Below are 26,636 nucleotides of genomic sequence, written 5' to 3' on the forward strand. Positions count from 1 at the left end.
TGTCAATTAGACAATCATATATTTGACAACGAATTCCATTAGTACAAGATTACCTGCCGGAACAGCGGCCTGATACTTTTTAAGACGTATTACTTTATTAAATTCTAAATGATTAACGTTATGAAATTTAAATTATCCCAAACCTCGATTTTCCATTCAGGATATTATTAGTGTCATTTTAACATTTAAAAAATCTGTACCGGGCTTCCGGCCTGGCCGGTTTTATAAGTTGCCTTAATTCCTGGTTTGTTTTTTCGTGTGACGGTGCGCCAAGAACCGTCCCGGACTTCTTTTGTCCTCATATTAAAACATTCGCAATGCTCAGAATTTTTACCCGATCATGTAAAAGATTCTTCATTACAGCGGCATCGGTATGCATAGCTGCTGCTTTTTCACCCTTACTTGCCCAGGATTTCCGCCAGGTGCAGGGCCTTGTCCTGGACCTGGGAAAGGCGCCGCTACCTGGCGTAACCGTGCAGGTAAAACAAACCAACATCAGCACCGCAACCGGCAACGACGGGAAGTTTTCGCTGTCTGTTCCCGCCGGAAAGCATGTGCTTATTTTTAGCTTCGTAGGTAAAGTGCCCCAGGAAATAAACATCCAGCAACAAAACAACATCACGGTAACGTTGCTGGACAATACGGTGGGGCTGGACGAGCTGATAGTGGTCGGTTATGGCAAGCAAAAACGGGAGAGTGTGGTAGCCGCCGTTTCCCAGACCACGGGCCAGGTCCTGGAAAGGGCGGGCGGTGTGTCGAATATCGGCGCTGCACTGACGGGGAATGTGCCGGGCCTTATTACCGCACAAAGCACCGGCCTGCCGGGAGAGGAAGATCCCCAGATCATCATCCGCGGCCGCAGCACCTGGAATAATTCAAATCCGCTGGTGTTGGTGGACGGCGTAGAACGGCCCATGTCGGGTGTGGATATCGGCTCCGTTGAAACCGTTACGGTGTTGAAAGATGCTTCCGCCACCGCGGTATTCGGCTCGCGGGGCGCCAATGGCGTAATACTGATCACCACCAAAAGGGGAAAGGCCGGTAAAGCTTCCATCCGCGGTACGGTGAACAGCGTTATGAAAGTTCCTTCGAGGCTGCCCGGGAAGGCCGACTCCTACGACGCGCTACGCACCATCAACGAGGCCATAGAATATGAGCTGGCGCTGAACCCCACCAGCTGGAACAATTACCTTCCCCTTGATATCATCAACAAGTACCGTTACCCCGCCAGCCGGGAAGAGGCGGAACGCTATCCGAATGTAGATTGGGCGGACGTGCTGTTCAAAGACTTCGCAATGTCCCAGAATGTCAACCTGAATGTCAGCGGCGGAACTGCTTTCGTTAAATATTTTACCAGCGCGGATTTCCTCCATGAAGGCGATCTTTTCCGGGTGTACGATAATAAGCGGGGATATAATCCGGGCTTTGGCTTTAACAGGCTGAACGCACGCAGCAACCTGGATTTTCAACTAACGCCTTCTACTGTTTTCAAGGTCAACCTCGCGGGTTCATACGGCGTAAGAAAAAGCCCCTGGGGCTTCTCCGGCAATCAATACGGTACCTGGATCGATGCCTACACTACAGCGCCGGACGTATTCATGCCGGTGTACGCGGACGGCTCCTGGGGCTTCTATTCTCCCAATGAAGGACGCGCGGAAAATTCGGCGAGAAGCATGGCGATCGGTGGCATTCAGTACCAGACCACCACACGCATCACCACCGACTTTACTTTGGAACAGAACCTGGACATGATCGTGAAAGGACTGCGCTTCAGCGGTACCGTATCGCTGGACAATACTTTCATCGAAAGCGACCGCGGCGTGAACGATCTGTACAACAACGTTCAGCGCAAATGGATCAATCCTGAAACCGGCGTCGCTACCTACAAGGAAGCATTCGACGGCGTGACCAACTTCGATTTCCAGGAAGGCATCAAATGGTCACCAGCCGCCGGCGCCATAACCGGCAACCAGCGCAGGCTTTTCTACCAGCTGCAGCTCAATTATGCCAGGAACATTGCACAGAAACACTACGTAACGGCGATGGGTTTGCTGAACCGCAATGTCACGGCCAGCGGAAGCATGATCCCTTCCTACCGGGAAGATTGGGTTTTCCGTACCACCTACACATACAACAACAAATACACCATTGAGTATAACGGCGCCTACAACGGCTCGGAGAAGTTTGCGCCGGAATACCGCTTTGCATTCTTTTCTTCCGGCGGCGTGAACTGGATCGTTTCGAACGAAAACTTCATGAAGAATGCCGGGTTTATAGATCTTTTAAAAATACGGGCATCATATGGCCAAACCGGTTTTGATGATGTAACGGGACGGTTCCTCTACCTGACGGAATGGGCTTATGGCGGCCAGGCAAGGATGGGGATGAACGGTGCGGACCAGGACAGGGCCGAAGCCAGTCCCTATAGCTGGTACCGCGAAGCCACCGTTGGCAATCCCAACGTGCAGTGGGAGCAGGCGGAAAAATTCAATGCCGGCGCCGATATTGAACTGTTCAAAGGACTCGTAAAAGCAAAGGCCGATGTCTTTCACGACAGGCGCAGCAAAATATTGCTGGCTAACCGGACCTCCGTGCCTTCCTACTTCGGCGCCACACCACCCGTAGCTAACCTGGGCCGGGTAAACGCACAGGGTTACGAGCTGGAGCTGCATATTAACTACCCCACCGCCCGCAATCTCCGCCTTTGGGCCGACCTGAACATGACGCATACCAAAAACAAAGTACTGGATGCGGACAATCCGGCCCTGCTGCCCGCTTACCAGAAATCGGAAGGAATGCAGATCGGCCAGGCGTACTCCTATGTGAGCCAGGGATACTACAATACCTGGGACGAGTTGTATGGCAGTACCATACACAATACCAACGACAACCAGAAGCTCCCCGGCAACTACTATATCGTTGACTACAACGGCGACGGCGTGATCGATGCGCGGGATAATATCCCTTATGGCCATAGCGGCTGGCCGCAGAATACCTACAATGTTACGCTCGGCGCTGACTGGAAAGGGCTGGCGGTCTTTGTACAGTTTTATGGCGTCAACAACGTTACGCGCCAGGTAGTGTTCAACAGTCTTGGTTCTCAAAACCATGTAGTGTATGATGAAGGCAGCTACTGGTCGAAAGACGATATTAATGCGGATGTGCCGATGCCCCGCTGGCTGTCTTCTCCCGCCGGCTATTACCGCGGCACGCAATACATGTATGACGGCTCGTACCTGCGGTTGAAAAATGCGGAGATCGCCTACACGTTCAGCAAAAGATTAATAAAACACACCGGGCTGGAATCGTTCCGCATCTACCTGAACGGTAACAATCTCGCGGTGTGGAGCAAGATGCCTGATGACAGGGAATCCAACTTTGCTGGCACCGGCTGGGCATCGCAGGGAGCTTACCCTACCGTAAAACGCTATAACCTCGGCGCCAACATTACTTTCTAAACATGCATCACATGAACAAGTATAATAAACGATTGCTTTCTTTTGTAATGCTGATCGCTGCCATCAGCCTGGCCTCGTGCAAGAAATTCCTGGACAGGGAGCCGCAATCCATCGTATCCGAAGAAAATGCGTTCAAGAACTTCACCAACTTCCAGGGCTTTACAGAAGAGCTGTATCATTGCATCCCGGATTTTACCAATGCATACTGGACCAATTCCTGGAATTGGGGAGATGATGAAATACAATCGGCCGCACTCAATTTTCATTTCGTAATAAAGATCGACAACGGCGATTTCTGGGGCTGGCAAACCCAGTTTGACGGCTGGCAGGCCGGATGGATGGACCGTACCAACACCAGTACAGATGACGACCGCTTTCATAAGTCGCTCTGGAAACTGGGTTGGTATGGCATCCGTAAAGCCAATATGGGGCTGGCGAATATGGACAAGCTCACAGACGCCACCCAGGAGGAAAAAGACCTTATTAAAGGACAACTGCTCTTTTTCCGCGGCTGGTTCCATTTTATGTTCATCCAGTACTTCGGCGGATTGCCTTATATCGACCAGGTGCTGCCCGGCGATCAGAAGCTCACCCTGCCGCGTTTGAAATATAACGAGTGTGCAGACAAAGCCGCGGCAGATTTCAGGGAAGCGGCGGACCTGTTACCGGTAAACTGGGACAACACCACCGCCGGCAAACGAACGCTGGGCAAGAACCAGCTGCGCATCAACAAGATCATGGCGCTTGGATACCTGGGCAAAAACTATCTCTGGGCCGGCAGCCCCCTGATGAATTACGTTTCTACCGGTAGCAAAACCTACAACACCGAATACTGCAAGAAAGCGGCGGAGGCGTTTGGTCAGTTGCTGCAACTCTGCGAGGTAGGAGAAGCGCCTTACAAGCTGGTGGAGTTTTCAAGATACTATACCAATTTTTATACGACCGGCCAGAACTGGAGCATGCCGGGAAGCACGGAGGCCATTTTCCGCGGGCCCTTCTTTGGCGCCAATGGCTCTAACTACGGTACCAGCAAGCAATACGGACCGGCGGTAATAACAGATGGCGATGTAAAGTTTGTTCCTACCTCCAACTATGTGAACTATTATGGAATGGCCAATGGCTTACCCATCAAGGATATTACCATGGCCGATCCGGAATCCGGTTATGATCCGGCTTATCCCTGGCGGAACAGGGACCCGCGCTTTTATAATGATATCGTATACGACGGCGTAAAATGCGTACAGGGCGCAACTCCTGATGAGCCGAACCGTTACGCCAATCTTTATACCGGCGGCAGCTACCGCAACGTCAGCACCGGCAGCCGTACAGGATATGTGCTTTACAAATTCATACCCATTACCGCGAATAAATATGATAACGGCTGGAGCTACGACAAGGGGCTGAATATTCATCTGCCGTACATGCGCCTGGCTGATGTGTATTTAATGTATGCAGAAGCAGCTGCGCAGGGATATGGCTCATCCTCCGGCAAAGATGCCGGCTATGGCAAGACCGCTGCGGACGCCGTCAATTTTATCCGCGACCGTGCGGGAGTAGGGCATATAGCGCCGCAGTTCCTTGGTTCGCTGGATGCTTTTATGCCCGAGTTGCGCCGTGAACGCGCCGTGGAACTGTCCTTCGAAGGGCATCGTTTTAACGATCTCCGCCGCTGGATGCTCCTGATCCAGCGTCCATACACATTGAAAAAATCCGTTGAGTTCGACCGTGCGCCGGAATTCAGCACCACGGACCCGAAGAACAACCGGGTGATCAACCTGCGGGAAACAACCATCCTCGAACGCCGCTTCTCCGAAAAACATTACTGGCTGCCGCTCAAGAATGCGGACGCCAGCATGTACCTGGAGTTCCCGCAAAATCCGGGTTGGTAATCCTTACACGTATACCATTAATCTTGAAATTCATGAAGCATACAATAATACTGATGGTGTTCTGCAGTCTGATGGCAAGCCTTCCGGCTGCGCGCGCGCAGGATACCGCTACGCGGACAGTATCAAAAACAGCGCAGGTGGCGTTTCGTAAAGTACCGCAAGCGGATCTTCCGGGCAGCGTGTCCGTAGTGGACATACCGGAAATGATGAAGCAGAATTACATGACCTACAGCCTGGAAAACATGGAAGCCTGGGCTGGCGGTTACAATGGAAACAGCATGTGGGGCATGGGCGGCTACCTGCTGCTGATCGACGGGGTGCCCCGCGAAGCCGGCAACGTGGTGCCCACAGAGATCGAACAGATATCGTTCCTCAAAGGCGTGAATGCCGTGGCGCTCTACGGCAGCCGCGCCGCGAAAGGTGTTATATACATCACCACCAAAAGAGGAAAAGCCGGCAGGCAACAGATAGATGTGCGGGTAAACTCCGGCATACAGGTACCGAAAGCGTACCCACAATACCTGGGGTCCGCCGAATACATGACGTTGTACAATGAAGCCCGGCGCAACGACGGACTGCCCGAACTCTACAGCCCGGAAACGATCTATCACTACGCCTCCGGCAAAAATCCATACCGCTATCCGGATGTGGACTACTATTCCGGCGAGTACCTGAAAAAAGTATACGGCCGTCACGACCTCACCGCGGAAATTTCGGGAGGGAATGACAAGGCGCGGTACTACACCAATATCGGCTATAATACCTCGGGGTCATTGCTCAATTTCGGGGAAGCTGTTAAAAACGACCGGGCAGACCGTCTGAACGTACGCGGCAACATCGATATACAGCTGAACAACTACATCTCCGTGAATGTAGACGCCACGGCTATTTTCTATACCGGCAGGGGAGTGAATACCAACTACTGGAGCAGTGCCGCCACGCTCCGCCCGCACCGGTTCACGCCACTTATCCCGCTGAGCATGATAGAACCGGAAGATGAAGCAACACAGGTATTTGTGAGCAACAGCAATCATATCATCGATGGCAAATACTTGCTCGGCGGAACACAACTGGACCAGACCAATCCCTTCGCGGCAATCTATGCAGGCGGCAACAACAAATACAACAGCCGGCAATACCAGTTCAATACAGGCATCAACGCAGACCTCGGCAATGTGCTGAAAGGGCTTTCTTTCCGGTCTGCATTCGCAGTGGACTACAATGCCGCTTACAACCTGGCTTTCAACAATACCTATGCGGTATATGCTCCTTCCTGGAACAATTATTCCGGAACAGACCTGATCAGCAGCCTTACCCAATACGGGCAGGATGCTACTTCCGGTGTGCAGAATGTAAGTAACAGCTGGTACCGTCAAACCATTTCAGCTTCCGGCCAGCTCAATTATGTGAACAACATACGGGACAAACATCATCTTTCCGCCATACTGCTGGTGAACGGCTTCCAGCAATCAGAATCCGCTGTATACCACCGCACGAGCAATGCCAACCTGGGTTTGCAGGTTGGATATAATTTCAGGAATACTTACTATGCGGATTTCAGCAGCGCCTTTATCCATTCTGCCAAACTGCCTGAAGGAAACCGCCGCGCCTTTTCGCCTACCGTATCCCTCGGATGGCGTATCAGCAACGAACCCTTCCTGCAAGGCTCCCCCGTAGTAGACAACCTCCGCCTCACCGCCGCTGCCGGCATCCTGCACACAGACCTCGATATTAATTCCTACTACCTCTACCAGGGCGTTTACACCCTCGGCAGCTGGTTCGGATGGAAAGACGGCGCCGGCATGCCCGCCACCGAATCAAGAAGAGGCGATAATCCGGACATGACCTTTCCCAAACGCGAAGAGATCAGCATCGGGCTGGAAGGCTCCTTCTTTAAAGGCTTCGTAAATATCGACGGAAATTTCTTTGTGAACAGGATCACCGGCAATATCATCCAGGCCAGCGTATTGTTTCCTTCTTATTTCACTACCGGCTGGCCGGAGTCTTCCTTCATCCCGTATGTGAACTACAACAACGATAAACGCATCGGTTTCGATTTCAACGCCCGCTTTTCAAAAAAACTCGGCCAGGTAAATACAACACTCGGCATCCTCGGCGCCTATTACAAAACTACCGCCAGCAAACGTGCGGAAGTTTATGAAGACGACTACCAGTACCGCCAGGGCAAGCCGCTGGATGCGATCTGGGGATTGCAAAGCCTCGGCTTCTTCCGGGACCAGGACGACATCGACCATTCTCCCGCGCCGGCCTTTGGCCAGGTACAGCCCGGCGATATCAAATACAAGGATCAGAACGGTGACGGGATCATCGACAACCGGGACGAGGTCTTTCTCGGCAGAGGCGGCTGGTTCGGCGCGCCGCTGACTTTGGGCATCAACCTCACGGCAAAATGGAAGCATCTTTCCTTCTTCGCATTGGGTACCGGCCGCTTCGGCGCCATCGGCATGAAAAACAGCTCCTACTTCTGGATAGACGGGGAAGATAAATACGGTGTTGTAGTGCGGGACAGGTGGACGCCCGAAACGCATGCCACCGCAAAATATCCGAGGCTGACAACCTTTAACAGCGATAACAATTTCCGCTCTTCCGATTTCTGGCTTTACAAAACCAACCGGTTCGATCTCGCAAAAGTGCAGATCACTTACGACATGGCCGGCCTGCTGCGGAAAAATGCGCTGATCAAGGGGCTCGGCGTATATGTAAGCGGATTCAACCTGCTGACCGTGTCGCCCGAACGCGAGGTAATGGAAATGAACATCGGAAGTGCGCCACAAACCCGCTTGTATAACCTCGGCGTGAATGCCCAGTTTTAAATCATCACCGATCAAGTAAAAGAATATGAACAAGATCATCATCATACTATTGGCGTCCATCCTGATGCTGTCCGCCTGCTCGGATCTACTGGAGCCCGCAATAGAAAACAACCGGAAGCTTGATCCGGCGGCCTACCTTCCAACAGACTCCCGCTTTCCTTATGGTGTGCTGCTCAATGGCTATAACCGCATCCCCACCAATTCCTGGTCGTTCAACGACGTGGCAACGGACGATGCGGTGACCAACGACCAGGCCAACGCATTCCTGAAAATGGCAAACGGGCAATGGACGGCCAGCAATAATCCGCTCAACCAGTGGACCAATGCTTATGCTGCTATCCAGTACCTCAATATCATGCTCGGCGAGGTAGATAAAGTAAAATGGACCGCCGATGAAAATGTGAGCAGGTTATTTACGCTCCGCATTAAAGGCGAAACATACGGTCTCCGTGCGCTGTTCATGTACCATCTCATCCAGGCGCATGCGGGCCTTTCCGGCGGCTCATCCATACTCGGCGTACCGGTTAACCTTGAAGTCCAGGGCGTGAATACAGACTTCAATAAACCCAGGGCAACGCTGGAAGAATGCATGCAGCAGATCTACAGCGACCTGGACAAAGCAGAGGAGCTGCTTCCGCTGGATTATGAGAACATCCCCGGTGCGGCGCAGATACCTGCCAGGTACAGCCCCGCCACCAAAGTGGAGTACGACCGCGCATTTGGTGTGGCGTTCCGCGGATTGTTCTCCGGCCGCATTGCCAGGGCCGTGAGAGCCAAAGCCGCTTTACTGGCTGCAAGCCCCGCATTCAGTGAAGGTACCACAACCACATGGGCCGATGCTGCCAACTACGCCGCAGCAGTGCTGCAAACGGAAGGCGGCGGCTGCAAAACATTAGCCGCCAACGGGCTGAACTGGTATTCAGACGCCGGGGAGATAGCGGGACTGGCAGATGGCGCCAACCCGCCCGAAATATTATGGAGGAATAATTACGGCGATAACAGAACGCTGGAGCAGGCCAACTATCCGCCCAGCCTGTTCGGCAGCGGACGCATCAACCCCACGCAAAACCTGGTGGACGCATTTCCCATGGCCAACGGATACCCCATTGCAGACCCGGCCAGCGGCTACGATCCGGCAACGCCCTACGCCGGCCGCGATCCCCGGCTGACGCGGTTCATCCTCGTGAATGGAGGCACCGCCGGCCCGAACAGCACCGTTATTAACACTACCGCCGACGGTAATACCAATGATGGATTGAACAAGGTGGAAACATCTACCAGAACAGGCTATTACCTCCGCAAGCTGCTTCGCCAGGACGTGAACCTTAATCCAACTTCCGCAAACAACCAAAGGCACTACAAACCGCATATCCGGTACACCGAGATATTCCTCAATTACGCCGAAGCGGCGAATGAAGCCTGGGGACCTACCGGCGCCGGCTCTAACGGATTCTCCGCATATGATGTCATCAAAGCCATCCGCACAAGGGCAGGGGTAGGCACTTCCAACGGCGATCCATACCTGGAAGCCGCAAAAAGCAACCAGGAGCAAATGAGGGCACTGATACGAAATGAACGGCGGCTGGAATTATGCTTCGAAGGTTTTCGCTTCTGGGACATCCGCCGATGGAAAACCAGTCTGACCGAAACCGCCAAAGGAGTAAGCATCAGGAACAACGTTCCATCCGTAATCAACGTGGAAGAAAGACGGTTTCAGCCGTTTATGATCTACGGGCCTGTTCCTTACGGCGAGATACTCAAATTCAGCGCGCTGGTGCAAAACCAGGGATGGCAATAAACAGGCAATCAAATAAAAAAACAAACGGATGAAAAAGATTCTAATACCCATCATCATAATCTTCGTGCTGGCGTCCTGCAACAAGGATGTGGAATTTCCGGACTACGAATACCAGACAATTTACTTTGCTTATCAATACCCTGTACGAACGATCACCTTTGGCGAGGACATATTCAGCACCGAACTGGACAACCAGGGCAAATGCAGGATCATGGCCACTACCGGAGGTGTTTATTACAGCAAGAAAGATATTCATGTCGGCATCAGGGTAGATCACTCGCTGTTGGGCAATGGCCTTTTGTTCGGCGCGGGCCAGCAGGAAATACTGCCCATGCCCGATCATTACTATTCGCTGGCGGCCGGCAACATCGTTATTCCGCAGGGCGGCCTCACCGGAGGCGTGGAGGTACAGCTTACGGACGCTTTTTTCAACGATCCCCGGGCGATCATGAACACCTACGTCATTCCGTTGCGGATAAGCGAAAAAGGCAGCGCCGATTCCATTCTGGCGGGGAAGGATTTCATACTGTACGCCATCAAGTACGTTAATCCCTGGCACGGCAATTACCTTCGCCGCGGCAAAGACGTGTTCACCGGCAGCGTGAACCAGACTATCGTGCGGCATCAGCAGTATGTGGAAAAAGATGAAGTCAACAAACTGTACACCCGTTCCATGAACACCATCGAGTTTCCCGTAGTGTTCAAGGACAAGGACGGCGTGAATGTGAACTGCCCGTTGCTGCTGGCGTTCGACGAAGCAGGCAAGTGTACCGTATCAGCCGCCAACAGCAGCTTTACCGCCACCGGCAACGGCCAGTTCGTGAAAAGAGGCGAGAAGAACAGCTGGGGAGGAAAAGACCGCGACGTACTTTACCTGAGCTACCAGGTAACGCTGCCTGATATGCAGGTGAGTGCTACAGACACGCTTGTGATGCGCGACCGCGCGGTGGTAATGGAAACTTTTACACCGGTAGACAAATAATTCATTCGCCATCCCAAATCATATAACTGTTATGAATAAACGATATACAACTGCAGCTGGCCTCGCCACACTGATCATGATGGCCGCATGCAACAAATACAAATCCCTCGATTTCAAACCGGATAAGCCGGAAAGCGTTGCCCTCCAGGAAGAAATAGACGCATACCCCGCGCTAAAGACCTATATCAACCGCTCCGCACATCCCGGATTCAAATGGGGAATGGCGATGGGCTTGCAGGAATATGTAGGTAAAGGTGTGAAATACAGGCTGGCCAACAGGAACTTCGACGAGATCGCACTGGGGTACGAAATGAAGCATGGCGCCGTAGTACAGGCCGACGGCAGCCTGGACCTCGGTAATGTGGAGGAGCTGCTAAGCGCCGCCAGCCAGGCCGGAATGACGGTTTACGGCCATACGCTCGTCTGGCATGCCAACCAGAACGCGGCTTACCTGAAAGGGCTGATCGCACCGATGGTAGTAACGTCGCCCGCGTATGCCAATGAACTAAATACGGCAGGATTGCAGGACCATACTTTCACGGGCTGGAATCTGTCCCGGCCCGGCGCCGGCATTTCCATAGCGGAAGGCGAGGGGATGGGCGCCGGCAACAGGGCCGTAAAGCTGACCGCATCAGCCGGTTCCTCCGCAGCGGCAGACCTGCAATTGATCAGCCCGTACATTACGGTAGACAATACACATAAATACGAAGTGGTCGTTTACATCAAGTCAGACGTACCGGGCGAGGGCCGCATCGCTTTCGACGGATTGAATAATAATACGCCTGAGACAGACTGGACAACATCCGGAACGCCTGCCGCGACATTCACCACCGGCATTTCCTGGAAAGAGATCAGGTTTCCCGTAACGGATTTCGCCGGTGGCAGCTTCCGGCTGCATTTTGATCTCGGGTATAAACCGGGCGTAACCTATTACATCGATATAAACAACCTGTATGTATACGATACGCAAGGCACCCCCGCCATCAAAAATCTCGTAACGGACGGCAATTTTGAATCAGGCAGCGGCTGGGGAGGATGGGGCAACAGCTCCACCCGCGGCATCACCGCCGATGGCATGGGCCTGGGCAACAACGGGAAAGCATTTTATGTGACCAATCCTTCCAAAACAGCGAACTACTGGGACGTTCAAACCAGTTATCCCTTTGCTGAAGTGCTGACCAATGGCGAAACGTATAACCTGAGCTTCTGGGTGAAAGGCTCCGCCGAAGGCGTTATCAGACCGGAGCTGCAAAGCGCCAACTACTCGTCCAACGGATTCGGACAGGTGCCCGTAACCACCGAATGGAAGCTGGTGGATATTTCCACAACCGCCACGGCGGCGGACAGGAGCAGGCTGATCTTCAGCTATGGTGAATTTGCGGGTACGGTGTATATAGATGATGTAGTACTCAAAAGCAACAGCGCTACCGGCGGCGGTACTACCATCGTGGAGAAAACCGCCGCGGAGAAAACGATGATCATCACGGAAGCCCTCAACAAATGGATGTCCGGCATGCTGGGCGTCAGCAAAACACAGGTCAAAGCATGGGATGTTGTTAACGAGCCGATGGACGACGGCAATCCCTTTGAGCTGAAAACCGGCGTAGGCAAGCCTGACATGGCGGCGGACGAATTTTACTGGCAGGATTATCTCGATGGAAAAGAGTACGGCGTGACAGCCTTTAAAATGGCGCGGCAATACGGTAATGCGGATGATATTCATTTCATCAACGATTACAATCTTGAATATAACCTCGACAAATGCCGCGGGCTGATCGCGTATGTAAACTACATCGAAAGCAAAGGCGCAAAAGTAGACGGCATCGGTACCCAGATGCACATCAGTATTACGTCCGACAAGGAAAAGATCGCCGAAATGTTCCGGCTGCTCGCGGCCACGGGTAAACTGGTAAAGATATCTGAACTGGATATAGGCGTTGGCGTGAAGACCACGGAAGCAACCGCGGAACACTACCAGGCACAGGCGGATATGTACAAATATGTGATCGATAAATATTTCGAGCTGATACCTGCGCAGCAACGCTACGGCATTACGCTCTGGAGCCCGATGGACAGCCCCGCCAGTTCCAGCTGGAGAGCCGGAGAGCCCATCGGGATATGGACAGAAGCGTATGTGCGCAAGCTGGCTTATGCAGCCGTGGCCCAGGCACTGGAAGCGAATACTAAATAGCAAAAAAACAAAGGACATATGAGCATACTACGAATTGTTCCCAGCCGGGCTTTCTGCCTGCTGGCGGGATTACTACTGCTATGGCATACCGGCAAAGCACAGTCCACTACACTGGTAAATCCCGTGTTAAGCGGCTTCTATCCTGATCCCAGTGCGATAAAAGTGGGCACGGACTACTACCTCGTGAACTCCACCTTTTCCTATTTCCCCGGTCTGCCGGTATTTCATAGTAAAGACCTGAAAAACTGGAAGCAGGTGGGTAACGCCATAGACCGGACCACACAGATGCAATTCCTGCAGCAGCGCACCACGCGGGGGTTGTTTGCACCCGGCATCAGTCATCATAACGGCACCTTCTACATTACCTGTACCAATATCGATGACGGCGGCAATTTTGTGATCACGGCGAAAAACGCAGCCGGGCCATGGAGCGATCCCGTGTGGCTGCCTAAAGTGCGGGGCATCGATCCGTGCATTCATTTTATAGATGACAAGGCGTATATCATTTACAACAGCGATCCTCCCGGCCATCAATCACTGTACCCCGGCCACCGCACCATCCGGATGTACGAGTTTGATCCCGTTGCCATGCAGGTGACAGGAGAGGAGCAAATACTGGTGAACGGTGGGGTGGACATCAGCAAGAAACCGGTGTGGATCGAAGGCCCGCATCTTCTTAAAAGAAATGGCTGGTATTACCTCTATGCCGCCGAAGGCGGTACCTCCGTGAATCATTCCGAAGTAGTGCTACGCAGCAAATCCGTATGGGGCCCTTACGTTCCCTATGAAGGCAACCCCATTCTCACACAACGGGAGCTGCCGGAAGACCGGAAGCACCCGGTTACGTCCACCGGTCACGCCCAGCTGCTGGAAGGTCCCGATGGCAACACCTACGCGATCTTCCTGGCCTGCCGGCCTTATGCCGGCGACTACTACAATACCGGGAGGGAAACTTTCATTGCGCCGGTGGAATGGCAGAATGACTGGCCGGTGATCAATCCCGCCCATAAAGAAGTGCAATACCATTACGAAGCCGCCTTCAACGAAAACAGGCAACCGGGCGCCACACCGCAGAGCGGCAATTTTTCGTACACCATCCCTTTTGAAAAAACGCTTGATCCCTCGCTGCTTTTTCTGCGCACCTGCGACAGCGCTTCTTTTTCCCTGGACAAACGGTCAGGGCTCACCCTGAAGGTGAAGCCCGAAACCTGCATGGAAACAGTTTCGCCTTCGTTCATCGGCAAGCGGCAGCAACATCTGTATTGCAAAGCTGAAACGGCGATGACCTTTGCCGCATCTTCCGAAAATGAAAAAGCAGGTTTCATGGTCTATTACGATGAAGATCATTTTTATTATCTGTGTAAATCCATAGCGGACGGAAAGCCTGTGTTGCAGCTGTTTAAAGGAGGGATGGAGATCGTTGCGGAAACACCGTTAAAGGACGGATCGGAGAAGGTTGAACTGAAGATCGAAGCGCATGGGGACTATTATGATTTTTATTATGCCACGAAGCCCGGTGCATGGGTGAAGCTGAAAGGCGGGCTGGACGCCCGGTATCTGAGCACCAGGAATGCCGGCGGTTTTACGGGATGTCTTTTTGCGATGTACACAACATCTTCCGGCAAACCTTCCGGCAACGCCGCCAGGTATCAATATCTGAAATACAGCGGCAACGATCCGATGTACCGGTAAACCCTGCTAGTTGTGGCTGCCCGCGTCGCTTTTTTTCATACTGGCGATAAACTCGGATGGCAGCATGTTGAATTTGCTTTTGAATGATTTGGCAAAATAGTTCGGCGTGGAGAATCCAACGAGATAAGCGATCTCGGCGATGGTCATTTCGCTTTTCTCCATCAGCGCCGCCGCCCTTTCGAGCCTGTAGGAACGGATATATTCCACCGGCGTTTGACCGGTCAGTTCCAGTAACCGGCTGTACAGGGAGCTGCGGCTCATGCCCACTTCCTTGCTAAGGCTTTCCACCGAAAGCTGTGAACTGGCCAGGTTGTCTTCCAGGTAGCCGGCAATTTTGTTCATCAGCTTTTCACCGGCCGACTCTATTTCCGCTTCCGGCGCAAGCACCCTGACCTGCCGGGAATAGGTGTTTTTCAGGGTATGATTGAGTTGCAGCAGGTTCCTGATCTTGGCATACAGCACATCTGAATTGAACGGCTTTGTGATGTAGTCATTGGCGCCTGTTTCCAGTCCGGCGATCTGCTGTTCCTCATTGGCAAGCGCCGTGAGCAGGATAACGGGAATATGGCTGGTGCGCTTGTCCGCCTTCAGCTTTTGCAGCAGGCTGATCCCGTCCATCTGCGGCATGCTGATATCGCTGACGATCAGTTCCGGATGAAGTGCAAGCGCTTTCTGCCATCCTTCCTTTCCGTCAGCCGCTTCTATTACCTTGCAGCTGCCGCAGAGGTTGTCTTTCAGGTAGATCCTGAAATCTTCGTTATCCTCCACCAGCAGTACCAGCGGCATATCTGCCGTGGCTGCCGGCGCCTCCGCGGGTGCGGGCGCAACCTGCCGGCCGGATGGTTCCGTCATTTCCGTGGATGCCGGAACTCCGGCCTGCCGGAAGGTTTGTTGAGGCGCTTTCGCGGGAACCGGCATCAGCGGGATCCGGACGAAAAAAACGGCGCCTTTTCCTTCCTCGCTTTCCACCCCGATAGTGCCGCCGTGCAACCGGACAAATTCACGGGTAATGGACAAACCGATCCCCGTTCCCTGGTTCAGTATCGCCGCGGTAGTAGTGGCCTGATAGAAACGGTCGAATACCTGTTGCTGCCTTTCCCGAGGAATACCGATGCCCGTATCCGTGATCTTTATACATACCCACTGCTGGTCCGCTTCCTGCAATTCCACTATAACAGATCCGTCTTCCAGCGTGAACTTGAAAGCGTTGGACAACAGGTTAAAGAGAATGCGCTCCATCTTGTCGTGGTCAAATAATGCGTCCAGCTTATGCAGCCGGGAGCTGAACTTTAAACGGATGTGCTTTTTCTCCGCAAAATCCCTGAACGAGTCCGTTACCTCTTTTACAAAAGACACCCATTCGCCTTCGGATAGTTGTAATTGCAGCTCGTGTTCTTCCATCTTCCTGAAATCAAGCAGCTGGTTGACGAGGTTCAGCAGCCTGCGGGCATTCCGTTTGACCATGCCCAGCTTCTCAAGCCTGTTGTCCGCTTTTTCCCCGGCGATCAGCTGATCGACCGGCCCCATGATCAGCGATATCGGCGTTCTGAAATCATGGCTCAGGTTGGTCAGGAATTTGATCTTCTGCCGGTCAAGCTCCTGTATGCGCTTCGCTTCTTCGCGTTCCTGCTCCAGCAGGAATTTCTTCCGGAGCCGGGTGATGCCTCTGTGACGGCTGTACAGCAACAAACCACCAGCGGCTGCTATATAAAATATGTAAGCATAGATCGTTCGCCAGAAGGGTGGGAGAACGTAGATCTTTATCACCGTGTCTTTCGTACTCCATACCCCGTCGTTGTTACCGGCCTTTACATGAAAGGTATATTCTCCGGGATCAAGATTCGTATAGGATGCCGTGTTGACGGTGCCGGTGTAATTCCAGTCCTTGTCGAACCCTTCCAGCCTGTAAGCGTAATGGTTCTGCTTGGGGATGGTGTAATTCAGGGCAACAAAACCCAGGGAGAAATTCTGTTTATATGCAAGCCTGATCTCGCTGGCAACGGATATATGCTCTTTGATGGGCGCATCGTCGCCGGCGGCGACTGATTTGTTGGATACTTTCAGATCGGTCAGCAATACCACCGGTACATTCCTGTTTACGGTCAGCAGGGCGGGATCGAAATAGTTGAACCCGTCCAGCCCCCCGAACATCAATTCCCCGCCGGACAGGCGGATGCCCGACGCATGTACGAAGTTGTTGTTCTGAACACCATTGTGATAAGTAAAGTTGCGGAATTTCTTCTTTACCGGATCGAAGCTGCTGATGCCGGTGTTGGTGCTCACCCAGATCAGGCCGTTCAGGTCTTCAAGAACGTGGTAGATCGTAGTGTTTTGCAATCCGTCCTTTTCAGAAAAGTTGATGAACGAGCGCAGCTTTTTATCAAACATACTCAGTCCTTCGCCATAAGTTCCCACCCACATGTTGCCGTGGCTGTCAGGCAGCAGCGCCTGCACTTTGTCGGACGGCAGCCGGCTGTTGCTCTGCGTATATATTTTCCACTCACCGTTCTCCGGGTTGTAAACGGCCATCCCGCCACCGTGCGTACCGATCCAGATATTTCCCTCCGCGTCTTCCTCTATGGCCCGGATGTATCCGTTGATGGGCAGCAATGTTTCATTTTTTGCACCGGGGCGGGGATAGGGCGTAAACCGCTTCACTACTTTTTCATCCTGCAGCAGGTTGATCCCTTGACCGTTCGTACCGATCCATATTCTTCCTTTCCGGTCTTCCTTCATGCAAAAGATATCGTTAGCACTCAGGTCACCTGCGCCGGCGCCCTGTTCCAGGTGGCGGCTGCTGCCTGTAGCGGGATCCAGGATAAAAAGCCCGTTGGCATAAGTGCCGGCATATAGCTTGTTGTTACGGCTTCTGAGCAGTGCCAGTATGGTCAGGTGCGCGGATTGTACCGCGGGTGATTGCAAAGTAACGGGACTGATCTGTTCTGTCCGGGGATTGAATCTGAACAATCCGTTTTCCTCCGTACCCACAAACACGCTGCCGTTCCCGTCTTCCGCAAAAGCGCTAATGATAGCAGGGGGGCGGCCACCCGTGGTAAAAGCACGGCCCGGTTTGATATCAAAGAGGTTCAGGTTGGGATCATACTTGTTGATGCCTCCACGGAAAGTACCCAGCCAGTAAATACTCTGCTGATCGATATACGCACACCGGATCGTTTTACTGGTCAGGCTGTAAGCATGCCCTTGCCGGGGAACGTGATTCGTAATTGTTTGCGACGGCAGGTGGATGATGCTCAGGCCTTCGGCCGTGCCAACCCACAGGTCTCCCTTTTCATCTGCCACGATGCAGGCGATCTCGTTACTGCTTAATGCAGAGGTTGCCCCACTGAGGCGATGATGAATGTTGAATCCGGCGCCATCCTGCCGGTAGGTACACAAACCCGCCATGGTGCCTATCCAGATATTGCCGTCCCTGTCTTCCGCGATCGCTCTGACATCATTACTGATCAGGCTTTGCGGCAGCCTTTCATCATGCCGGAAACATTTTATGCTACCGGATGTTCTGTCGTACAAATAGAGCCCGGTATTGGTTCCCGTCCATACCCGTTGCCGGCTGTCCACCAGTACGCATGTCAATATCATGGAAGCGGGACGGGCGCCGGCCAGATCAAGCCTGAAAATGCTGCCGGAAGCCGGGTCAAGGCGGAACAGTCTTTCGTACTGGGCAATCCACACCATTCCCGCGTCGTCGCTGCAAATACTTCTTATAACGGCATTCGGCAGCGGACCGGATTCCGGCGTGGATGCCGCATAGTGAATGAAGATATCCTTCTTGCGGTCGTACCGGCTCAGCCCTCCGCCACTGGTGCCAATCCAGAGGTTACCAGCTTTGTCTTCATGCAACGCCAGTATCTCATTGGCGCGCAGGCTGCCTGTATCGCCGGGAATATGCCGGTACACCGTGAAGTTGGTTCCATCAAATTTATTCAATCCGTCATCTGTGGCAAACCACATCAGGCCATACTGGTCTTTAATGATCGCATTGACGGAATTGGACAGCAGCCCGTCTTTTGAGGAAAGCGCTGTAAAATTTATGTGTGCTGTTTGTGCCGATGCGGCATGTAAGAACGTGAGGATAAAAAAAAGTGGCGTATATATGTATTTGGGCATAAAAATCAGGCATAGTACATCGCGTGGAAATTGGTTGAGTCCGGTAACAACGATCAGCAGGCAGAACATTTGTACTACAAATTTCAACAAATGAAGCATGTGATGAATGCCGCTTTCTGCTATCTTTGTTTTAGTGTGAATTTAACAATTATTTTTCATTTTCCACGTTGAAAACAAGCGCTCCTGAAGGCATCATGACAAGTCAACCACTACCTTTTTATATCCATATGAAACAATTGTTCTTACTTCTCGCGGCATTGACCGGCATTATTCATCCGCTTGCTTCACAAGACCTGCCCGCACAGGCGCAGCCCGGTTTTGATGTTGAACGTTCCGGCATAGCACATGGAAAGATCGATACCATCTTGTATGCATCCGGCACGGTAGGCACTACACGAAAAGCCTTGCTGTATACTCCGCCCGGTTATTCGCCCGGCAAACGATACCCCGTCCTCTACCTGTTGCATGGCATCGGTGGAGATGAAAAAGAATGGCTGAACGGGCAACCGCAGGCGATCCTTGACAATCTTTATGCGGAGGGAAAAATTGAACCGATGATCGTTGTAATGCCCAATGGCAGGGCCATGCGGGACGACCGTGCTACGGGCAACATATTTGACAGCATCAAGGTACAGGCCTTTGCCCGGTTTGAACAGGATCTGCTGAATGACCTGATCCCTTTCGTTGAGCAGCATTACCCGGTGTATGGCGACCGGGAACATCGCGCCATCGCGGGATTATCCATGGGAGGGGGGCAGTCGCTGAACTTCGGGCTGGGCAACCTGAACAAATTCGCCTGGGTGGGAGCCTTCTCCGCGGCGCCCAACACGAAGCGCCCGGAACAACTGGTTCCCGATCCGGAAGCGGCAAAAAAACAATTGAAGCTGCTCTGGATATCCTGCGGGGATAAGGATAACCTCATCAGCTTCAGCAAACGCACGCATGATTACCTGGAAGAAAAAAAGGTGCCGCATATTTATTATATCGAGCCGGGCGGTCATGATTTCAAGGTCTGGAAAAACGGGCTTTTCATGTTCTCCCAGCTGCTTTTCAGGAATGACGGCGGCACCTTCACAAACCCGGTTATTCCCGCCGACTTCCCGGACCCTGATGTGATCAGGGTAGGCGATACATATTATATGGTCAGCACCACCATGTTCATATTTCCTGGTGTAACGCTGCTGCAATCGAAAGACCTGGTGAACTGGGAGTATTGCGCCAACGCCGTGCAGCGTTTCGATTTCAGCAAATGTTATGATCTCGATGGCTGCCACCGGTACGCGCATGGCCAGTGGGCTACCAGCCTGAAGTATCATAACGGCAAATTCTACCTGCTTTTCATAACGCTGGACGAAGGTGGATTCTTATGCTCCGCATCGAAGCCCGAAGGCCCCTGGGAAATAAGAAAGCTGCCCAAAGGATTTTATGATCCCGGGTTGTTCTTCGATGAAGACGGCCGCATTTATGTAGCACATGGTTACGGTAAAATCTCCATAACGGAGCTGGACGAAAATTTTGCGCCCCGGGGAAAGGATTCCCTGGTGTTCACGGGAAATATCAGGGGAGGGCTGGAAGGCATGCACGTATACCGGATCAATGGCTATTATTACCTCTATGGTACCTATGGCGGCAGGGATGGCATTCAGGTGGCGCTCCGCTCCAAAAATATTTATGGCCCCTACGAGCAGAAGGTTGTAATACAAGACACCACGGAAGGCGTGAATTTTGGCATTCACCAGGGAGCATTGATACAAACGCAGACAGGCGAGTGGTGGACGATCCTTTTTGTAGACAGTGGTCCATTCGGCCGCTTTCCATCCTTACAGCCCGTCACCTGGGTAGATGGCTGGCCGATGGTGGGTGTGGACGGAAAAGCGGTGGTAAAATATAAAAAGCCCGATGTCGGAAATGTTTATCCGGAGAAAACGCTGCCCACGTCGGATGAATTCGGTGAAAAAAAGCTTGGGATGCAATGGGGCTGGAATCACAATCCTGATCCGTCCGCCTGGTCGCTGCAAAAGCGCCCCGGGTATTTGCGGCTGACCACCGCAAAAGTCGTGACGAACCTGCGGGAAGCGCGGAACTCGCTTACACAGCGGCCATTTGCCAGCTACGATCAGCGCATTCCAACGGTGGCGGCAACGAAAATGGAAACGGGGAAAATGAAAGACGGAGATGTAGCCGGCCTGGCCGTATTCCAAGACCCATATGCCTATATAGGCGTTAAACAGACAGGTGGTTCGAAATTTATCACGATGGTCAATAACGGCGAAACGATCGATTCCGTGCGGATGACCGGCGAGGTCGCATATCTGCGGGCAACGGCATCCAACAGCACCGATAAAGCCTCGTTTGAATATAGTTTCGACAATCAGGAATTCCATCCGTTGGGGAATGCGCTGGCGATGAAATTCAATCTCAGGATTTTTACGGGGAATAAATTCTGTCTGTTCAATTACGCCACGAAATCTGTTGGCGGGGTTGTGGACGTGGATTGGTTCAGGGTGTCGGAGCCTAAGTAATATGCTTGTTGACAGGGAGTTGCGAGGGAGAAATCCCGTTTATTTCTATTTAACATAACATAAATTATAGGATAGTAGTAGGCTAAGAATTCCATCTATCTGCAAAGATAAATTTGCGTAGCTAAATAACTACGCATATATTTGTAGTCAAATAGCTACGCAATGAATCTAAGACGTGACGTATTCCAGGCCATCGCAGATCCAACCAGAAGAGCCATCCTCGTACTGGTAGCCACACAATCCATGACGGCGGGCGCCATCGCTTCTAATTTCGATACGGCCAGGCCCACCGTGTCCAAACACCTGCAAATACTCACCGAATGCGAATTGCTGCAGCAAGAGCAAAACGGCAGAGAAATATACTATCACCTAAATCCTCAGAAAATGAAAGACATAGCAGACTTCATCGAGCCATTCCGGAAACTGTGGGATGACCGGTTCAACAAACTGGAAGACATCATGAAAAAATTCAAACCAAACAAATAACACATTATGGGACTGAAAACAAAAGTCAATGCCGAAGACGGCAAGCAGGAACTCATCATCACCAGGGAATTTGACCTGCCGGTGGAATTGCTGTTCAAAGCCTATGAGGAACCGGAGATCATTGAACAATGGATGGGCAACAAAGTACTGCAGCTTGAAAATAAAAAACACGGCAGCTACCGGTTTCAAACGTCAGATCCGCAGGGCAATGTGGTTTTTCAGGCCAACGGGATTTATCACGAGTTTGTTCCCAACCAGCAGATCATACGGACTTTTGAAATGGAAAACACGCCTTTCGCTCCGCAGCTGGAATTCCTGGAGTTTGAAAAACTCACGGACGACACCAGCAAGCTCACCATGCATATCATATTCAAATCACTCGAACTCAGGAACATGCTGCTGCAAATGCCCTTCGCACAAGGCATCAACATGGCGCACAACAGACTACAGGAAATCGTAAGCAAACTAAAATAACACATTATGTCAAAAAGAAACAAAATCATCTACTGGATCGCTACACTCTGGCTGGCATTAGGCATGGTGTCTACCGGCATCGTTCAGCTGCTGAAAGTGAAAGAAGAAACAGATGTTATCACCGGCCTCGGCTACCCTATTTATTTTCTGACACTGCTGGGTATCGCTAAACTCTTGGGGGCTGTAGCTGTGCTCGTTCCAAAATTCCCGATCTTGAAAGAATGGGCATATGCGGGCTTTTTCTTCGCCATGCTGGGCGCCATCTTTTCACACATCGCATCGGGTAACGCCAGCATGGGCGTAATATTCCCTCCCCTCCTGTTGTTGGTGCTGACCGTTGTATCCTGGTATTTCAGGCCGTCTAACAGAAAAATGGCGCTGACCAGTTGATAAGTTGATGTATATTTATTTTTAACAGGACATAATACAACGATATGAAGAAACTGTCACCAGAACAGCAGGAACAACTGCTCAAAACATTGAAGACCCGTTTTGAAAAACACATGGGCCGCCATAAAGGTATCAGCTGGTCCGAAGTACAGGAAAAGCTGGAAAGCAAACCCGCGAAACTCTGGTCGCTGAACGCCATGGAAGAAACGCAGGGTGAGCCGGACGTGGTGGGCTACGACAAGAAAACAGACGAGTACATCTTTTACGATTGCTCTGCCGAAAGCCCCAAAGGCCGCAGGAGCATCTGTTACGACCATCAGGCACTGGAAGCCAGGAAAGAACACAAGCCGGAAGACAGCGCCATCAACATGGCGAACGACATGGGCATCACGATCTTAACAGAGGAAGAATACCGCGCATTACAGGAACTCGGAAATTTCGATTTGAAAACATCGAGCTGGATAAAAACTACGCCTGAAGTGAGAAAGCTCGGCGGCGCGCTGTTTTGCGACCGCCGCTACAACACGGTTTTCCTGTACCATAACGGTGCGGAATCTTACTACGCCGCCCGGGGCTTCCGGGGCTCGCTGCGGGTTTAAAAATAAAATACGACATATGAATCCCAAGGTTGATTTCTATTTCGCTAAAGCCACAAAATGGCAGAAAGAACTGAAGAAACTAAGACAGATCGTTCTCGACTGTCACCTCGCTGAAGAATTGAAATGGGGCTGCCCGTGCTACCTGTACGGAAAGAGCAACATCGTTTTAATACATGACTTCAAGGAATACTGTGCGCTGTTGTTTTTCAAAGGCGCCTTGCTGAAAGACCCCAAAGGCATCCTGATCCAGCAAACGAAGAATGTGCAATCAGCGCGCCAGATCCGGTTCACCAGCCTCAGCGAAATAACAAAACTGGAATCTGCCCTGAAAGATTACATCTACAGAGCCGTTGAAGTAGAGGAATCCGGCCTGAAGGTAGAACTTAAAAAGACTTCCGATTTCCCCGTCCCCGAAGAGTTTCAGAAGAAACTGGATAAAATGCCCGCGCTGAAAACTGCTTTTAAAGCACTCACGCCGGGGCGCCAACGGGCGTACCTGTTTCATTTCTCTTCCGCGAAGCAATCCAAAACCCGCGAGGCACGGGTGGAGAAGTATATCCCGCAGATACTTGACGGCAAGGGGTTGGATGACTAGCATAAAAAAAGCAGCAGAATAAAATCCTGCTGCTCCAATATCATTTACAACCACGCCCTTACGCCGCGGCCTTCTCCTTCTCCACTTTGATCTTCGCCGTTGCACTCTGGCGGAGCTTGATCATCCCCACCCAATGCATTGCTTTCATCACCGGATAAGTAGGGTCGAACTCATACCATTTCTTGGCAAAGTTGGCGCTGTCCTTATGCTTGTGGTGATTGTTCTGGAACAGTTCGCCCAGCAGGAAGATCCCCCAGGGCTCGGAGTTCCGCGAATGATCGCCGTTATCAAAGTTACTGTAACCGTACTTGTGGCCACACCAGTTCACTACCGCACCCTGCACAGGCCCGATCAGGAAATGGATCGGCAGCAGCAGCCACCACCACAGGCTCGGCGCGAATACCGCGTAAAAAGCAATATAGATCGCTACCCAGGCAAGACGGGTGGCGCGGTGATCGCCGAATTTGTCCATGCTGTCCCATACAGGCAGCGGTTCTTCCGTGAATTCCGCAGCAGGCAGGGTTTTACCGGTTACAAACCCGGCGTAGATTTCGCGGGTATGCACCATCATATGCCACACATCCTTGAAGAAATGCGGTGAATGCGGATCTTGTTCGGTATCGCTGAACTCATGGTGCATGCGGTGCATCACGCCATAAGCCCTCGGGATCAGATAAGATGAGCCCTGGAAAAACCAGGTGCAGAAATAAAACACACGCTCCCATCCTTTGCTCGTATCATACATCCGGTGAGAAGCATATCTGTGCAGAAAGAATGTATGAAAAAACAGTGAAAGGAACCAGTGTGCAAAAAAGAATGTCAGGATCGCTACCATGTTCGCTCGTTAATAGATAAAAAAAATAAGCCACAAAGCTACCCCAAAAAAGCGGTAATAGAGAATATTTTAACTTGCTGTTAAAGAATATATTAATATATCATATGAATTTCCGTCCTAATTTATTCTCACCCGCCGCAATTCCAGCAGGTTCAGCCCGTTGCTGGTAAGGCCCGTGACATTAGGCTGACGGAAACGCACCGCCATATCGTAAAACAACGGTACCACCGGCGCATCCCGGATCACCATCTGGTCCATTTCCTGGTAATACCGGTACCGCAGAGAATCGTCCGTTTCCTGCAACGCCAGCTCGTACAGCCGGTCAAAACGGGGATTACTGTAACGGGTGTAGTTCGGCGGCGCGGGATTTTTGCTGTAGAACATCGCCAGGTAGCTTTCCGCATCGGGATAATCAGCGATCCAGCTGCCGCGGAAGAACGGCACGGCCGATTTCGCCACCTGGTCCATCAGCGTGCCTTTCTGGATCACTTCCACCTGTATCTTCATCCCGATCTCCTGCAGCTGATGCGCCACGTAATTCGCCAGGTCTGCATAGATCGGGATAGACACCAGTTTGATCACCGGCAATCCCCTGCCGTTCGGGTACCCTGCTTCCCGCAGCAACCTCCGCGCCAGCGCGGGATCGTAATGATATCCCTTTACCTTCGCCGTGTCGAAAGACGGCAGCCCGGCGGGAATAAATCCCGATGTAGCCGCAATGCCGATGCTGTTCCGCAGGTACGTCATCATTTTCGTACGGTCGAACCCGTAGTTGATGGCTTGGCGTATCTTCAGGTCCAGCAGCGGCGATCCCTGCACGCCGGGCATCGCCGGGTCCATCACAATACCGAAATATTCCGTATTCAGGTAAGGCGTTTTGTCCAGCACGATCTTCCCCTCCCACTCCTTTTTCAATTGCCCCTGCTTCGTGAGCACTTCATCCTTGAAAGAAGTTTCAATGTCATTGATGAAATCAAGCTGCCCCTGCCGGAACAGCAGGAACTCCGTGCCCTTGCTGTCCACAAAGCTGACCTTCACCGCATCGAGGTACGGCAGCCGCTGCCCCGCTTCATCTTTCTCGAAATAATGCGGGTTCTTATGCAGGATGAGCGCCTGCCCTTCGTCCCAGTAATGAAAAGTAAACGGACCGGTACCACAGGGGTGCTTGCGGAAATCCTTACCGTACTTCTCTACCGCTTCATGTGGCACCACGGAGCAATACTGCATGCTCAAAATACCGAGTATCGGGTGGAAAGGCTGCAGCAGCCGCAGCTGGAAAGTGCTGTCATCCAAAGCGCTGAAGCCGGTTTCGGGATCTACTTTCCCGTTGAATATCCACGCGCCAGGCGATGCGGTGGCGGGGTCCATGATCCTTTGCAGGCTGTATACCACGTCCTCCGCGGTCATTTTGCGGCCTTTGCCGCCGGGGAAAATATCATTGTCGTGAAAATATACATCATCACGCAGGTGAAAAATATAAGTCTTCCTGTCCGCCGACACTTCCCAGCGTGTAGCCAGCGAGGGACGGATGTTCAGCAGGCTGTCCGGCTCCACCAGTGTATTATAGATCTGCCGCACCGCCCAGAGAATGGCCTGATTCTTGGCGAAAGCCGGGTCCAGCGTAGGTATCCCTTCCGGCTGGTTGTACCGGAAAATCTGCCGCTGCTCCCGGGAGCCTTGTCCGCAGGACAAACAAAAAATAGAAAGTATGCAGATGAAATACTTCATGACAGGTAAAGATAATGCCGGTGATCAAATTATCG

The 26,636-nt window shown here is 52.1% G+C and carries 16 protein-coding genes; 13 read left to right on the forward strand and 3 right to left on the reverse strand.

From position 1 onward, the window contains the following. The first annotated feature begins 317 nt into the window (after positions 1-317). The 7 genes from CCY01nite_RS24940 to CCY01nite_RS24970 are packed head-to-tail and all read left to right on the forward strand — an operon-like array spanning position 318 to position 14,844. On the forward strand, positions 318-3,458 hold the full coding sequence (locus CCY01nite_RS24940) for a SusC/RagA family TonB-linked outer membrane protein (RefSeq protein WP_146867283.1): 3,141 nt from the start codon (positions 318-320) through the stop codon (positions 3,456-3,458). Positions 3,459-3,469: 11 nt separating this feature from the next. After that, complete coding sequence (locus CCY01nite_RS24945) at positions 3,470-5,347, forward strand: RagB/SusD family nutrient uptake outer membrane protein (protein WP_146867284.1); 1,878 nt, start codon at positions 3,470-3,472, stop codon at positions 5,345-5,347. A gap of 32 nt (positions 5,348-5,379) precedes the next feature. After that, positions 5,380-8,181: a SusC/RagA family TonB-linked outer membrane protein gene (locus CCY01nite_RS24950; protein WP_146867285.1), complete on the forward strand. Its 2,802-nt coding sequence runs from the start codon at positions 5,380-5,382 to the stop codon at positions 8,179-8,181. A 25-nt stretch (positions 8,182-8,206) separates the two neighbouring features. Next, positions 8,207-9,979, forward strand: coding sequence for a RagB/SusD family nutrient uptake outer membrane protein (locus CCY01nite_RS24955; RefSeq protein ID WP_146867286.1), 1,773 nt, complete (start codon positions 8,207-8,209; stop codon positions 9,977-9,979). A gap of 28 nt (positions 9,980-10,007) precedes the next feature. After that, a complete protein-coding gene (locus CCY01nite_RS24960; RefSeq protein ID WP_146867287.1) occupies positions 10,008-10,961 on the forward strand; it encodes a DUF5627 domain-containing protein in 954 nt (317 codons plus the stop codon). Between the two features lie 31 nt (positions 10,962-10,992). Then, positions 10,993-13,152 (forward strand): endo-1,4-beta-xylanase, encoded by a 2,160-nt coding sequence (locus CCY01nite_RS24965; protein WP_146867288.1) that lies wholly within the window; start codon positions 10,993-10,995, stop codon positions 13,150-13,152. An 18-nt stretch (positions 13,153-13,170) separates the two neighbouring features. Then, positions 13,171-14,844, forward strand: a complete 1,674-nt coding sequence (locus CCY01nite_RS24970; RefSeq protein WP_146867289.1) for a glycoside hydrolase family 43 protein — start codon at positions 13,171-13,173, stop codon at positions 14,842-14,844. 6 nt (positions 14,845-14,850) lie between these two features. Here CCY01nite_RS24970 and CCY01nite_RS24975 read toward each other — a convergent pair whose 3' ends face one another. Continuing rightward, complete coding sequence (locus CCY01nite_RS24975) at positions 14,851-18,972, reverse strand: hybrid sensor histidine kinase/response regulator transcription factor (RefSeq protein ID WP_186831253.1); 4,122 nt, start codon at positions 18,970-18,972, stop codon at positions 14,851-14,853. A gap of 227 nt (positions 18,973-19,199) precedes the next feature. Between CCY01nite_RS24975 and CCY01nite_RS26695 the strand changes: the two genes are divergently transcribed. From CCY01nite_RS26695 to CCY01nite_RS25005, 6 genes are all read left to right on the forward strand, one after another. Beyond that, complete coding sequence (locus tag CCY01nite_RS26695) at positions 19,200-21,494, forward strand: family 43 glycosylhydrolase (RefSeq protein ID WP_186831254.1); 2,295 nt, start codon at positions 19,200-19,202, stop codon at positions 21,492-21,494. A gap of 162 nt (positions 21,495-21,656) precedes the next feature. Beyond that, positions 21,657-21,980: an ArsR/SmtB family transcription factor gene (locus CCY01nite_RS24985; protein ID WP_146867291.1), complete on the forward strand. Its 324-nt coding sequence runs from the start codon at positions 21,657-21,659 to the stop codon at positions 21,978-21,980. A gap of 6 nt (positions 21,981-21,986) precedes the next feature. Beyond that, a complete protein-coding gene (locus tag CCY01nite_RS24990) occupies positions 21,987-22,454 on the forward strand; it encodes an SRPBCC family protein (protein ID WP_146867292.1) in 468 nt (155 codons plus the stop codon). 6 nt (positions 22,455-22,460) lie between these two features. Then, positions 22,461-22,844 carry a DoxX family protein gene (locus CCY01nite_RS24995; RefSeq protein WP_146867293.1) on the forward strand — a complete coding sequence of 128 codons (384 nt, stop codon included), beginning with the start codon at positions 22,461-22,463 and terminating at the stop codon, positions 22,842-22,844. 44 nt (positions 22,845-22,888) lie between these two features. Further along, the gene (locus CCY01nite_RS25000) at positions 22,889-23,443 is read left to right on the forward strand and encodes a DUF4256 domain-containing protein (protein ID WP_146867294.1); all 555 of its coding nucleotides are present in this window, start codon (positions 22,889-22,891) and stop codon (positions 23,441-23,443) included. A gap of 16 nt (positions 23,444-23,459) precedes the next feature. After that, on the forward strand, positions 23,460-24,038 hold the full coding sequence (locus tag CCY01nite_RS25005) for a YdeI/OmpD-associated family protein (RefSeq protein WP_146867295.1): 579 nt from the start codon (positions 23,460-23,462) through the stop codon (positions 24,036-24,038). A gap of 58 nt (positions 24,039-24,096) precedes the next feature. On the opposite strand, the gene CCY01nite_RS25010 is transcribed toward CCY01nite_RS25005, so the two are convergent. Further along, positions 24,097-24,873: an acyl-CoA desaturase gene (locus CCY01nite_RS25010; RefSeq protein WP_146867296.1), complete on the reverse strand. Its 777-nt coding sequence runs from the start codon at positions 24,871-24,873 to the stop codon at positions 24,097-24,099. A 117-nt stretch (positions 24,874-24,990) separates the two neighbouring features. Next, positions 24,991-26,601 carry an ABC transporter substrate-binding protein gene (locus CCY01nite_RS25015; RefSeq protein ID WP_146867297.1) on the reverse strand — a complete coding sequence of 537 codons (1,611 nt, stop codon included), beginning with the start codon at positions 26,599-26,601 and terminating at the stop codon, positions 24,991-24,993. Positions 26,602-26,636 lie beyond the last annotated feature (35 nt).

Source organism: Chitinophaga cymbidii, from assembly GCF_007992715.1.
GTDB classification, from domain to species: Bacteria; Bacteroidota; Bacteroidia; order Chitinophagales; family Chitinophagaceae; genus Chitinophaga; species Chitinophaga cymbidii.